Here is a 12668-nt window from a genome sequence, read left to right on the forward strand (position 1 = left end):
ACAGGTTTTGGAAACCTGTGAGGTCTGGAAAAAAACCAGATGGACCTGCAATCTCTAAAATACCATAAGTTTCCGCTTCTGCTCCTTCTTACAGGAATAGCTTTTTACTTTTCATTTGCTTACGACCTCGCCCGCACAGATTTTATAAAGCTCATCAGCCTTTATTTCGGACTCTTTTTTATCAGTTTTAAACTGCTTCAGTTGGAAAAGCAGAATTTTTGGTTCCTGGCCATCGCCGCTGTAATCTTCAGGCTCCTTTTTTTAATCGCTCTCCCTAATTTATCCCAGGATTATTACCGGTTTATCTGGGACGGCAGTTTACTTACTGAAGGTATTAATCCTTATTTGCAAACTCCTGAAGGTTTTGAAAGTATTTTTCCCGGCGGAATCGAATTTAAGCAAAATCTTATAAACGGAATGGGCAGCCTTAGCTCAGGGAATTACACCAGTTATCCACCAGTAAATCAACTGATTTTTGCCGTCGCATCTTTGCTCTCCGGAAAGAGTATCTTAGGTTCTGTAGTTCTAATGCGCAGCTTTATAATCGCCGCCGATCTGGGAACGCTTTACTTCGGAAGGAAACTTTTGCTAAGCCTGAATTTGCCAGTCCACAGGATTTTCTGGTATATCTTGAATCCTTTCATTATTATAGAACTTACCGGAAATTTACATTTTGAAGGCGTAATGCTCTTTTTCCTTATCTGGTCACTTTATCTCCTGCATCTTAAAAAATGGATTCCCAGTGCTGTTTTACTCGGAGTTTCTATTTCAATTAAGCTTTTGCCCCTGCTCTTTCTTCCGCTATTTTTGAGATTCTTTATAAAGCCGCAGCAGGAAATTGAAGAAGTTAGCACCGCTTTTTTGGACAAGATCGACCTTAAGAAACTTAGCGGATTTTACCTGATTTCCATAGCCACAGCAGCAGTTACATTTTTTCCGTTTCTGTCTTCAGAATTTTTTCAGAATTTTTTTCAAAGTGTCGGTCTTTGGTTCCAAAAATTCGAATTTAATGCCAGCGTTTTTTATGTGCTTCGGTGGATAGGGTTTAAACTCGCCGGCTTTAATGTTATTCGTTATGCAGGAATATTACTTCCGGTAATTACTACTGGTATTTTAATCCGTTTCGCGCTTTTCCGAAGAAATGAGAATTTTAAAATGCTGATAACAACTACGATGTTTGGCGTTTCGGTCTATTTTTTTCTAAGTACAACCATTCATCCCTGGTATCTTGCCACGCCACTGCTGCTATCTATTTTTGGCAATTATCGGTATATATTGGCCTGGACGCTTGTTGTGGTGTTAAGTTATTCAGCATATAGCAATCCTGAATTTCAGGAAAATCTGTGGCTGGTAGGGCTTGAATATCTGGTGGTTTTTTCTGTTCTTATTTGGGAGGTTTTTCAGAGAAAAAAATCTACGGCTTAACCTCAACTTCAGTATTCCGGGAAAGGTAGATATCCCGCATATAAATCAAGCCTCCAAAAAAATGTGCAGAAATTAGTACAGGATCATAACGCAAAATTCCATAGGCAAGTAGAAGAGAAGAACCTATTAAACTCAAAATCCAGAATCCCTGTGGCAGGGAAGATACCTGGTTTCTCTCGGCATAGTACCACTGGTAAAAAAAGCGGGCGGTATATACGAGCTGTCCAAAAATCCCAAGCCCTATAAGCCAGGGTGCAAGGCGCTCCCCTTCTATGAGGTCTTCCCAGTTTAACCTTCCAAAAAATATGATGTAAGCCAATATAAGGATAGGGAAGATCACTACAAACGCCTTAAAAAATATGTTCCTGTTCTTCCATTCTCCCTGGATCTTTAAATTTCTCCAATAAACACCGTAAATAAGAAACTGGCCCAGCATAATGGCCAAATCTTCGCGTAAATAGCCGTATGCAAAAAGTAAAACAGAAGCCAAAAGGCTAAGCTTCCAGAAAAGAACAGGTGTTTCTACTTTCTTAGACTTTTCAGACAGGAACCATTGCGTGATCAACCTGGCAGAAAATAACATCTGAGCCAGAAAACCGATTGAAAAAATAATCCAGTTACTCATATTTTTATATAAATGCCTGTATTTTACACGGCAGTAGTGCAGCCAATATTAGGTAAAAAGATAAACTGAACCCGCTTGTTTTTTGATAAATCTCTGTTAATAGAGAGCGTTGTGTAGGCTGCAGGTCTACGGAAGGTGATTTTTCTCAATCCTTTTCAGGATTTTCTTCAGGCTTTTTACGACCATACTTTTTGAACTTTTGGCGAAGGAAAAATCTTTGCTGTCATCCTTAGCAGAGAGATGTCCTGAAACCTTCTGAAAATAAATACTTTGAGCGGACTTTAAATCAAATATTTCCAAAGAAACACTCACCAGGTTTTCTTCGGAATTTTGAATATTGCCCACCTCCATATCTTCTATATCATCACTTAAAATTTCTGTCCTGACGTTAACTAGATAGTCGTATCCAGATATTCCTGTCTTTAGGCTTTTAAGAAATGCTGCGTCGGGATTCTCCGGAATGGTAAAAGGAATAAAAACTCCTCCCGCATTTCTAACCAGAGTGATATCCTTCTGAAGATACTGCGAGATTTCTTCAGTAACCATTTCTTCAAGTTTTTGCCTGATGCTTTCCGGAGCCTTTATGTTATTCAACAGGTATTTGCCTTCTTCAAATTTTATAGCAGCCCGTGTGGAACGTGGGTCAAAAGTATAGGAAGGAACATGGCATGAGGTGAGAAAAAGTAAGGCTGTTATGCAGCCATACCACAACAATTTCTTCATCTAAACAAAAATATGAAAAGGTCTAAAAGGTATTTTCACCTGGCCGAAATCTTATCAGCAGGACGATATTTTACCTTTTAGACCCCTGGTTTTATTTTAAAAGCAAATTTACATATCCAGCAGATACGCAAAAATCAGTGGCGCCACAATGGTTGCATCACTTTCAATAATATGTTTTGGGGTATTAATGTCCAGTTTACCCCAGGTAATTTTCTCGTTAGGCACCGCACCGGAATACGATCCATAACTGGTAGTAGAATCTGAGATCTGGCAGAAATAGCTCCAGAACGGCGTATCTGTTCTTTCCATGTCCTGGTAAAGCATTGGCACCACACAAATTGGGAAATCTCCCGCAATACCGCCACCAATCTGGAAAAATCCGATTCCGTCTTTGGAATTATCGGTATACCAGTCTGCAAGGAATGTCATATACTCAATGCCCGATTTCATGGTGGACGGCTTTAATTCTCCTTTTAAGCAATAGGAAGCGAAGATATTGCCTAGCGTACTATCTTCCCAACCGGGAACAACCATTGGCAGGTTTTTCTCTGCAGCTGCATAGATCCAGGAATCTTTCAGGTCAATCTCGTAATACTCTTCCAAAACTCCTGAAAGTACAAGTTTATATACGAATTCATGCGGAAAATAACGTTCTCCTTTTTCTTCAGCATCTTTCCATATTTTTACAATATGCTGCTGAATTCTTCTAAAAGCTTCTTCTTCAGGAATACAGGTATCGGTTACGCGATTTAGCCCTTTTTCCAACAGTTCCCACTCCTCTTTTGGCGTAAGATCCCTGTAATTAGGCACTCTTTTGTAATGTGAGTGCGCCACAAGGTTCATCACATCCTCTTCCAGGTTGGCACCCGTACAGGAAACAATTTGCACCTTATCCTGCCGGATCATCTCGGCAAAAATCTTACCCAGCTCGGCTGTACTCATTGCTCCTGCCAGCGAAACCAGCATTTTAGAGCCGTTTTCAAGCTGCTTTTCGTAATCTTTGGCAGCATCTACAAGCGCTGCAGAATTAAAGTGTAAATAATATTTTTCTATAAATTGGGAGATCGCTCCTTTACTCATCTTCGTCGTCTTCGTTAAAATTTGCATATTTAAATTTGTAGCTCAACATTTTGTAATAGAGTTTGGCCGCAAGAAAATCTGAAGATTTATCACTTTCATTCGGGTTCAATTCTACAATATCAAAGCCTACTACATTTTTCTTTTTGAACATCGTTTTCAGAAATTCCAGCGTTTCGTACCAGAACAAACCTCCCGGCTCCGGGGTTCCCGTAGAAGGCAGAATAGATGGATCAAAAGCATCCAGATCTATGGTGATAAAAACGTTTGGAGTCATTTGTCCGATAGCATCCTCCTGCCAGTCTTCATATAAATCATGAGCAAAATAAACCTGGTTCTCATCCATATGGTCAGTTTCAGAAATATCCATAGAACGGATTCCTATCTGCACAAGGTTTGTATTTTTACTGGCCTCGTGAACAGCACAGGCATGGTTGCATTTAGAACCTTCGTACTCTGGCCGCAGATCTGCATGAGCATCAAACTGTACAACGGTTAGCTCCTCAAAAGCTTCGTTAAAAGCACGGATAGAACCTATAGAAATGGAATGTTCTCCACCAAAAAGGGTCACAAATTTGTCCTGTTTTATATAGTTTTTGGTGGTCTTATAAACCGCTTCCACCATCTTTTCTGGAGAAGAATCTTCAGTTACCGGGGGAGCAAGATAAACTCCTTTTTTGTACACCTCGCTTCGGGTTTCGATATCGTAAAGCTCCATGTTTTCTGAAGCTTCTAAAAATGCATCGGGACCCTTATCTGCTCCTTTTTGCCAGGTACTGGTCCCATCGTAAGGAACAGGAATTAATACCACTTTTGCGTCGTCTATACGAGCATATTTATCTGGTATGCCTGCGTAATTCTTTTTGCTCATTGCTAGTTGTTGATTGTTTTAAACTGAAATTATGAGAACTAAGTTATTAATTTTTAATTCAATTGCCTGAAGCATAACCTAATATATTCAGCATGTCTTCTACATTTTGCTGTTTGCTGAATACTTCGGTGGTTAACGCTCCATTCTCATCCCTGTCTATAAGGATGTGTTTAGGCTGCGGAATAAGGCAATGTTGCAGACCTCCAAAGCCGCCGATAGTTTCCTGGTAGGCGCCTGTGTTGAAAAATCCTATATAAAGCGGCTTGTCCCTCCTGAACTTCGGAAGGTAAATCGCATTGGTATTCTGTTCAGAATTGTAATAATCATCACTGTCGCAGGTTAACCCGCCAAGAAGAACGCGTTCGTATTCTTCGTTCCAGCGATTAACGGCAAGCATCACAAATTTCTTACTAATAGCCCAGGTATCAGGAAGCGTGGTGATAAATGAAGAATTTATCATATTCCATTTCTCACGGTCGTTCTGTTGTTTCTGATAGAGAATTTCATAGATCGCACCACCGCTTTCACCTACGGTAAAACTTCCGAATTCTGTAAAAATATGCGGCACATCCACATCTGCCTCTTCACAGGCAAGTTTGATCTGGTTGATAATTTCATCTACCATATAGGCGTAATCATAATCGAACGCCAGGGAATTTTTGATTGGAAAACCGCCGCCAATATTGAGGCTATCCAGACTTGGACAAATCTTTTTAAGGCTGGTATAAACCTTTAGACATTTGTTGAGCTCGTTCCAGTAATATGCCGTATCGCGGATTCCCGTATTAATAAAAAAGTGCAGCATCCTAAGGTTTACCTGCTCACTGTCTTTTATCTTTTGATTATAAAACGGAACAATATTTTTATACCCAATCCCGAGACGGGAGGTGTAAAATTCAAATTTCGGCTCTTCTTCTGAAGCGATCCTTATTCCCACTTCAAAATCACCATTTATATTTTCTGAAAGAAGGTCTATCTCCTCATAATTGTCAATTATCGGGATACAATTTTTATGACCTGAGTTTATGAGACGGGAAATATTGGAAATGTACTGATCTCTTTTAAATCCATTACAGATCACGTAAGTATCATCGGTAATTTTTCCTGAAGCCTTCAAATTTTCCACAATATTGATATCAAAAGCCGAAGAGGTTTCGATGTGGATATCATTCTTAAGCGCTTCATTTAAAACATGTTCAAAATGTGAACTTTTAGTGCAGTAGCAGTAGTTATATTTTCCCTTATAAGCATGTTTTTCTATGGCTTCTTTAAACCAGCTCTTGGCGCGGTTAATATTTTCAGAAATCTTAGGTAAATAGGTGAATTTGAGCGGAGCACCATATTTTTCTACAAGTTCCATTAGGTCGATGTCGTGAAAATGAAGACTGTTTTCTTCTAATTTGAATTCTTCCTGAGGGAAATAATAGGTTTGATCAATGAGATCGCTGTACTTAGTATTCAATGGATAGATTTAAATTTAAAAAATAAAAATTAGGCATTAATTTATAGTACCAATAAATTTGATTTATAAATTATTGTTAAGAAAAGCTGAGGGGGCAGTAGCCGGAGCTTTCCGCTTTGCAGAAAACCGGCTGTAATACGTAAATTGTATTTCTTCAGGATGAAAAAGAGTACTTTCAACCTTTTAAAATGTTGTCCATCAGTAGTTTTAGCTTTAATGTTGAAATAAAACTGCTGCAAATGTATAAAAAGTAAATAATCTAGAAGAAATTATTTTAATCTGAGATCGTCGCTCAAAGCCAGTGTTCTAAAAAGGCAATTATCGGCCTACGGAACTTAATTTAAAGGTTTTTCAGGTTGATTAGTTCCTGTTGTGTAAGGGAACGGAACCTTCCTCTTGGTAAATCCTTTTTTGTGAGTCCGCCGTAAACCACCCTATCGAGTTTTACGACTTCGTAGCCCAGAGTTTTAAATAACTTCTGAACGATATGCGGTTTAATGCTCTTTATTTCCAAGCCAACTTCGTTCTTAGGCCTGTCAGTCACATAACTAACATCCTGCACGATAAGCTTTGTCTTATCAACAAAAACACCCTCCCTTATTTTCTCCAGGTCTTCCTGGCTAAGGCTTTTATTAAGCTCCAAATGATAAATCTGCCTGATTCCGTTCTTTGGCTTTGCCAGGTTTTTGGCCAGGGTACCATCATTAGTAAATAACAAAAGTCCCATGGCCTGCGTATCCAGTTTTCCTACAGGATCAAGTTTGGATTTGGAAGCTTTGCCCATAATGTCCATTACAGTGCGTCCTCCTTTTACAACGCTTCCGGTAGTAAAAAAACCTTTAGGTTTATTCAGTAGAAAATATTCAGGTTTTTCAGGATTTAAACTGCGGCCATCAAATTTTACGTCATCGTTTAGCTGCACTTTATAACCCATTTCGGTTACTGTTTTCCCATTAACCGTAACATTTCCGGCAGAAATATAAATATCGGCATCACGTCTTGAGCAGACTCCGGCGTTCGCGATATATTTATTTAAACGAATACCATCAGAAGCTGAAGCAGACTTTGATTTTTCTTTAGCTTCTGTATTTTTTTTAACGGGCGCATTTCCCCTGGAATAAGATTTTTTTCGTTCACCACCACCTTGTCTTCCGCTCATTTTTCCTCCTGAAGATTTGTCGTTCCTGCTCATACTGATATTTTTTGCAAAGATACTGGTTAGATTGCGAGTTAACTAAGTTATTGCCAAAAGTTTTAAACTGAAAGTATTTGCTGGATTTCTTCCGAAGAAAAATTTAAAATACCCGATTAAGAACTTCATCCATATCAATTAATAAAATACTGAAAACGCCGGCAACAATAATAAGTTTCAGAATATTATGGAGTAATAAATATTGCCATTTTGCTTTGCTGAAGTAGAGGAACAAAAGGAACAGCACCAAAAGGAGAAAGGAGGCATAAAAATAATAATCCATATATCCAATCTCGAACGTGGTGGTTAAAAGGAGTATAGGTATAAGCGTTAATACTGTAAGAATTGCCAGGAAAAATTTACTCCATTTCTCCCCATATACTAGAGGTATGGTACGGTAATTTTGCGCCAGGTCTCCCGGCATGTTTTCCAGATCCTTTACCAGTTCCCGCATAACAATCATGAAGTAAAGAAAGATAGCGTGAATAAATATTACAGTCTCAAAATTTTTATAATAGATAAAAATCGCAAAAAAAGGTGCAATAGAGAGGATAGAGGCCACCAGGTTTCCCACAAAAAGGATCTTCTTGAGCCGGTGAGAATAGAACCAGATTACAAAGATGTATAGCGAAAAGAAAACCACCGCCCGAAAAGACACATAACTGGCAAAAAATATCGCCGCAAAATTAAGGATAAAATAAACGGAAAGCCTGGTACGCTGACTCACAATACGGTCCAGCATCGTTTTTTTAGGGCGGTTTATAAAGTCTTTTTCGCTGTCGTAAAAATTATTGATAATATATCCCGAGGCAATAACGGTAGCCGTAGAAAGGATTAAAAAGAATAAATTATCGTCAAAAAACACCGCCCGCAAAGGAAGGGCTGGCGCAAGTATAAAGGCTGAAGTAAGATACTGCGCAATTACAATAATAAGGATATTATAACCGCGAACTACCGAAAACAAACTTAACAGCTTCAACAAAAAGCGTTTGTTCATCAAGGCCGCCATGTAACTGTGTTTTAGAAGTTATAAACTACTTCTAAATTATAACCTTTAAGGGATTTCCTGGCTTTCTCTATATCTTCGGTAAAACCTAAAATATAACCGCCGCCACCGGAACCACAAAGTTTGAGGTAATAATCGTTAGTATCAATTCCGCGTTTCCAGATTTTATGAAATTTCGCAGGAATCATTGGCTTGAAGTTGTCCAGCACCACATTCGAAAGACTTTTAACATTGGTGAAAAGTGATTTCACATCTCCCTTTAAAAAGTCCTCTACGCAGGCATCGGTATGTTTTACAAATTGATCTTTCAGCATTTTTCTGAAAGGTTCCTGTTTCATATTCTCCATAAAGATACTCACCATTGGCCCTGTCTCGCCCGTGATACCACTATCCAGCAAAAAGACAGCACCTGTTCCTTTTTCAGTTTGAGAAGGAATACCTGCCGGCTCAATATTATCTTTGGAATTTATAAGAATAGGAATACTTAAATACGAGTTGAGCGGATCCAGTCCGGAGGATTTTCCGTGGAAGAAAGATTCCATTTTACCAAAAATCTTCTTCAGTTTTAAAAGTTTATCCCGCGTTAGATTCTCAAGAACGGTAATTTTATCTGTAGCGTATTTGTCATAAATCGCAGCAACGAGTGCCCCGCTACTACCAACACCATATCCCTGCGGAATACTGGAATCGAAATACATTCCTTTTTCTATGTCTGCATTCAGACTTTTAAGATCAAAATGAACGAGTTTGGGATGTTTTTGCTCCAGGGTTTTCAGGTAATCGGCAAAATTCTTTAGATGGTCGTTAGACTTCTTAGCCTCTTCAGAAGGTTTTTCCGAAACTTTTAAAGCACCGTTGTAGAAATTGTAAGGAATAGATAAACCTTTGGAATCTTTGATGATCCCGTACTCTCCAAAGAGTAAAATTTTTGAATAAAATAAAGGTCCTTTCATAAATGTAAATTGACAAATGTTAATGGAAAATTGAAAATTATTTCTGCTTCATCTTCTTAACTATAGCAATCAATAATTTCAGAATCTCCTTTATGTCCTTTTGCGACTCCTCGTACTGTTCTTGATTTAGGTACTCTGTCGCCTTCAATAAATCAAGCCAATATTCCGTTTCATTCGCCTCCTTAAGTGCTATGGATAGCTTATGAATAAAATCTGCTCTACTTTCTGCTTGTTCAGCTTCCCTTACCAATGCTCCTATTGCCGTTCCCGACCTTAGTAGTTGCTTAGACATCACAAACTCCTTCTTCGTAGAAACCAGAAACTTATACAAAGTAACAACTTTCACAGAGAATAGAAAGCTCTTTTTTCTTATCGCATTTTCTCTCTCCATTGTCAATTATCAATTGTCATCTGACAATTGCTTTGCTCCGTCCCCTACCGAATCGCAAATATAGTGCCCATTTTCACAATACGCAACCAACTCATTCTTAATGAATTCTAAAACTTTTACTTTATCTTTTTCAGGATAGAGCACATGTACGTTCGCACCGGCATCCAGCGTAAAACATACGGGTAATCCGGTGTGTTTTCTAAAATTCCAGATTTTATTGATGATTTCCAGCGTGTATGGTTTCATAAGGATGAAATAGGGCCGGCTACTCATCATCATCGCATGCAGCGTCAATGCTTCACTTTCCACAATTTCGATGAATTGTTTTAAATCGCCTTCAGCAAAAACAGGCTTCAGTTTGGCAAGGTTTTCATGAGCCTGTGCAAATCTGGCTTCAGCAAAAGGATGATTGTGCATCAAATTATGGCCTACACTACTACTCACTTCCTTTGTACCCTTATCAACCAACAGAATGGTGTCCTGATAATTTTTAAAGTTTTCGTGAACCTCATCAGGATATTTTATTCCGAACAAATCACTGCTTCCCTGGATTTCCTTATGCTTACCCCAAACAACGATATCACCTTCTATACTCCTGCAGGCACTCCCCGATCCCAGCCTTGCCAAAAATGAAGCTTTTTTTCTGAAAAAGCCTTCTGTCATTTCCGGATTAAGTTTTTTCTCGAGGCTCACAACGCAAAGCGCCAAAGCACCCATTCCGCTGGCCGAAGAAGCGATGCCGCTACTGTGAGGAAAGGTATTTTCTGAATGAATTTCGAATTTGTACTCTTTCAAAAAAGGAACGTATTGCACTATCCTTTCGAAGAAAGTCTTTATTTTCGGTTTAAAATCTTCTTTTTTATTTCCTTCAAAATAAATCTCAAAATCAAAGTCGGACTGATTTTCTTTTTTAGAAAAATCCAGTCTGGTAATTGTCCTGCAATTCTTCAGCGTAAAACTTACCGATGGATTTGCAGGAATCTGGTGCTCCTTTTTACCCCAATACTTCACCAATGCAATGTTACTTGGAGCTTCCCACGAAACGCTCCCATGCTCCATGCTTTCTGAATATCTTTTCGGAATAAAATCCTTTTCCGTCATCTTGAAAATTTTAACAAATATAATGTTTTATGTTAGCCAGGGATGAAGAAGAAAATCAAATAAATTTCTATTTTAGTAGGCAAACCAATCTAAATGAGCCGCAATTTAATTATACGAAGTTCTATATCCGTAGGTATTTGCCTGCTTTTCGGGTTTATAGCTTCGCTGGCGATGCAAACCGGTTATACAGATTGGTACCCGCAGCTGGACAAGCCACTTTTTAATTTGCCGGAATGGATTTTTGGCCCTGTCTGGTTACTTATGTACCCCTTTATGGGCATTGCTGCCGGGATTGTATGGCATAAAGGCTTCTACCATAAATGGGTAAAAGTTGCACTTTATCATTTTGGGTTTCAATTATTGCTGAATGCCTTCTGGTCGATTTTATTCTTCGGGCTGCACAGGCCTTTCTGGGCTTTGCTGGACATTATTGCGCTTTTTATCCTGGTGCTCATAACCATAAAATGGTTTAAGATTATAAGTGACCGTGCGGCTTACCTCATGGTCCCGTATGCTGTTTGGGTGCTTTTTGCAGCGATAATTAATTTTGAAATCTGGCGCCTTAATTATCTTTAAGAAGTCATCGCTTTGGCAGCAAGATAACCGCCCGTCCACGCGTTCTGAAAATTAAAACCTCCTGTAACCGCATCAATATTTAAAACTTCGCCTGCAAAAAACAGGTTATTGTGAATCCTGCTCTCAAAAGTTTTAAAATTTACTTCTTTAAGGTCGATACCGCCGGCAGTTACAAATTCCTCTTTAAAAGTACTTTTGCCATTTACCTGAAAGACAGCTGCGGTAAGCTGCTGCGCAAGTCGAAGGAGCTCATCTTTATTAAGATCTGCCCACGTGGTATTACCTTCAATTTTAGATGCAGTTACCAGATTTTGCCACAATCGCTTTGGAAGTTCAAATTGCGCTTTTTTAAACACCTGTTGCTTCGCCAAATCGAACTTAAGGACCTTCAATTGCTCCAGAATTTCTTCGGAAGAAAATCCCGGCAACCAGTTTACCTCAACATTAAAATTGTATTCCAGGTCATGAAGCTCGCGTGCACCCCAGGCCGATAATCGTAAAATTGCGGGTCCGCTTAATCCCCAGTGGGTAATCAAAACCGGGCCTTCATCCTGAAGTTTTTCTCCCTGCACTTTAACTTCGGCATGAGTGGAGATGCCAGGAAGATCCGCAATTCGATTGTCTTTTATATTGAAGGTGAAAAGCGACGGAACCGCCGGCGAAATGCTATGACCAAGCTTTTCGAGAAGATTCCAGATTTTAGGATTGCTTCCTGTGGCAATTAAAACTTTAGAGGCCGATAATGTGCTTTTTTGAGTGCCGACCTCCCAGTGCGAATCTTTCCAGTGCAGCGTTTTTACAGCTTCACTTTTACGAACCTGAATCTTGAGCCGCTCCGCTTCTGATAAAAAACAGTTGATAATCGTTTCTGAAGTATCTGAAACCGGAAACATTCTCCCGTCTTCCTCTATTTTAAGCTCAATGCCTCGTTTTTCGAACCAGGCGATGGTATCCCCCGTCATAAACTGATGAAAAGGACCCCGCAACTCTTTTTCTCCCCGCGGATAATTTTTCACCAGCTCCTTCGGAAGAAATTCGGCGTGAGTGACGTTGCAACGGCCACCGCCGGAAATCCGTACTTTAGAAAGCACTTCTTTCCCACGTTCCAAAATGGCAATTTTCGCCCCGGGATCCATCTCTGCAGCATTTATTGCCGCAAAAAAACCCGCAGCCCCTCCTCCAATTATTAAAATATCATACTGCATTATCAGTTATCAGTTATCAGTTATCAGTTATCAGTTATCAGTTATCAGTTATCAGTTATCA

General features: G+C 39.3%; 13 protein-coding genes. 2 read left to right on the forward strand and 11 right to left on the reverse strand.

Features of this window, described 5'->3' with window-relative positions:
* Nucleotides 1–39: 39 nt before the first annotated feature.
* Nucleotides 40–1425, forward strand: a complete 1386-nt coding sequence (locus RM529_RS08045) for an MptA/MptB family glycosyltransferase (RefSeq protein ID WP_311484294.1) — start codon at nt 40–42, stop codon at nt 1423–1425.
* Here RM529_RS08045 and RM529_RS08050 read toward each other — a convergent pair.
* The 10 genes from RM529_RS08050 to RM529_RS08095 form a co-directional block, all read right to left on the reverse strand.
* Complete coding sequence (locus tag RM529_RS08050; protein WP_311484295.1) at nt 1415–2050, reverse strand: lipid-A-disaccharide synthase N-terminal domain-containing protein; 636 nt, start codon at nt 2048–2050, stop codon at nt 1415–1417. The two genes, RM529_RS08045 and RM529_RS08050, sit on opposite strands and share 11 nt — an antisense overlap.
* A gap of 126 nt (nt 2051–2176) precedes the next feature.
* Nucleotides 2177–2773 (reverse strand): hypothetical protein, encoded by a 597-nt coding sequence (locus RM529_RS08055; protein ID WP_311484296.1) that lies wholly within the window; start codon nt 2771–2773, stop codon nt 2177–2179.
* 108 nt (nt 2774–2881) lie between these two features.
* Nucleotides 2882–3853 (reverse strand): deoxyhypusine synthase family protein, encoded by a 972-nt coding sequence (locus RM529_RS08060; protein ID WP_311484297.1) that lies wholly within the window; start codon nt 3851–3853, stop codon nt 2882–2884.
* A complete protein-coding gene (speB, locus tag RM529_RS08065) occupies nt 3846–4721 on the reverse strand; it encodes an agmatinase (RefSeq protein WP_311484298.1) in 876 nt (291 codons plus the stop codon). Before speB ends, RM529_RS08060 begins: the two co-directional genes overlap by 8 nt.
* 58 nt (nt 4722–4779) lie before the next feature.
* Nucleotides 4780–6183 carry an arginine decarboxylase gene (locus RM529_RS08070; protein WP_311484299.1) on the reverse strand — a complete coding sequence of 468 codons (1404 nt, stop codon included), beginning with the start codon at nt 6181–6183 and terminating at the stop codon, nt 4780–4782.
* 340 nt (nt 6184–6523) lie between these two features.
* A complete protein-coding gene (locus tag RM529_RS08075) occupies nt 6524–7375 on the reverse strand; it encodes a pseudouridine synthase (protein WP_311484300.1) in 852 nt (283 codons plus the stop codon).
* Between the two features lie 103 nt (nt 7376–7478).
* Entirely contained in the window at nt 7479–8384 is a 906-nt protein-coding gene (locus RM529_RS08080) for a geranylgeranylglycerol-phosphate geranylgeranyltransferase (protein ID WP_311484301.1), read from the reverse strand.
* 11 nt (nt 8385–8395) lie between these two features.
* On the reverse strand, nt 8396–9334 hold the full coding sequence (locus RM529_RS08085) for a mevalonate kinase family protein (protein WP_311484302.1): 939 nt from the start codon (nt 9332–9334) through the stop codon (nt 8396–8398).
* Between the two features lie 37 nt (nt 9335–9371).
* Nucleotides 9372–9725: a four helix bundle protein gene (locus tag RM529_RS08090; protein WP_311484303.1), complete on the reverse strand. Its 354-nt coding sequence runs from the start codon at nt 9723–9725 to the stop codon at nt 9372–9374.
* Between the two features lie 9 nt (nt 9726–9734).
* Entirely contained in the window at nt 9735–10826 is a 1092-nt protein-coding gene (locus RM529_RS08095; RefSeq protein ID WP_311484304.1) for a diphosphomevalonate decarboxylase, read from the reverse strand.
* 93 nt (nt 10827–10919) lie between these two features.
* Between RM529_RS08095 and RM529_RS08100 the strand changes: the two genes are divergently transcribed.
* Nucleotides 10920–11402: a TspO/MBR family protein gene (locus RM529_RS08100; RefSeq protein WP_311484305.1), complete on the forward strand. Its 483-nt coding sequence runs from the start codon at nt 10920–10922 to the stop codon at nt 11400–11402.
* Here RM529_RS08100 and RM529_RS08105 read toward each other — a convergent pair.
* The gene (locus RM529_RS08105; protein WP_432264527.1) at nt 11399–12607 is read right to left on the reverse strand and encodes a BaiN/RdsA family NAD(P)/FAD-dependent oxidoreductase; all 1209 of its coding nucleotides are present in this window, start codon (nt 12605–12607) and stop codon (nt 11399–11401) included. The two genes, RM529_RS08100 and RM529_RS08105, sit on opposite strands and share 4 nt — an antisense overlap.
* Between the last annotated feature and the right edge of the window lie 61 nt (nt 12608–12668).

Source organism: Autumnicola edwardsiae (assembly GCF_031846505.1).
Taxonomy (GTDB): Bacteria; Bacteroidota; Bacteroidia; order Flavobacteriales; family Flavobacteriaceae; genus Autumnicola; species Autumnicola edwardsiae.

What these genes read in the sequence shown, in the direction of transcription:
- RM529_RS08100 (WP_311484305.1), top strand. Translation starts at nt 10,920, where the DNA reads ATGAGCCGCAATTTAATTATACGAAGTTCTATATCCGTAGGTATTTGC.
- RM529_RS08105 (WP_432264527.1), bottom strand. Translation starts at nt 12,607, where the DNA reads ATGCAGTATGATATTTTAATAATTGGAGGAGGGGCTGCGGGTTTTTTT.
- RM529_RS08045 (WP_311484294.1), top strand. Translation starts at nt 40, where the DNA reads ATGGACCTGCAATCTCTAAAATACCATAAGTTTCCGCTTCTGCTCCTT.
- RM529_RS08050 (WP_311484295.1), bottom strand. Translation starts at nt 2,050, where the DNA reads ATGAGTAACTGGATTATTTTTTCAATCGGTTTTCTGGCTCAGATGTTA.
- RM529_RS08090 (WP_311484303.1), bottom strand. Translation starts at nt 9,725, where the DNA reads ATGGAGAGAGAAAATGCGATAAGAAAAAAGAGCTTTCTATTCTCTGTG.
- RM529_RS08055 (WP_311484296.1), bottom strand. Translation starts at nt 2,773, where the DNA reads ATGAAGAAATTGTTGTGGTATGGCTGCATAACAGCCTTACTTTTTCTC.
- RM529_RS08085 (WP_311484302.1), bottom strand. Translation starts at nt 9,334, where the DNA reads ATGAAAGGACCTTTATTTTATTCAAAAATTTTACTCTTTGGAGAGTAC.
- RM529_RS08095 (WP_311484304.1), bottom strand. Translation starts at nt 10,826, where the DNA reads ATGACGGAAAAGGATTTTATTCCGAAAAGATATTCAGAAAGCATGGAG.
- RM529_RS08080 (WP_311484301.1), bottom strand. Translation starts at nt 8,384, where the DNA reads ATGGCGGCCTTGATGAACAAACGCTTTTTGTTGAAGCTGTTAAGTTTG.
- speB (WP_311484298.1), bottom strand. Translation starts at nt 4,721, where the DNA reads ATGAGCAAAAAGAATTACGCAGGCATACCAGATAAATATGCTCGTATA.
- RM529_RS08075 (WP_311484300.1), bottom strand. Translation starts at nt 7,375, where the DNA reads ATGAGCAGGAACGACAAATCTTCAGGAGGAAAAATGAGCGGAAGACAA.
- RM529_RS08060 (WP_311484297.1), bottom strand. Translation starts at nt 3,853, where the DNA reads ATGAGTAAAGGAGCGATCTCCCAATTTATAGAAAAATATTATTTACAC.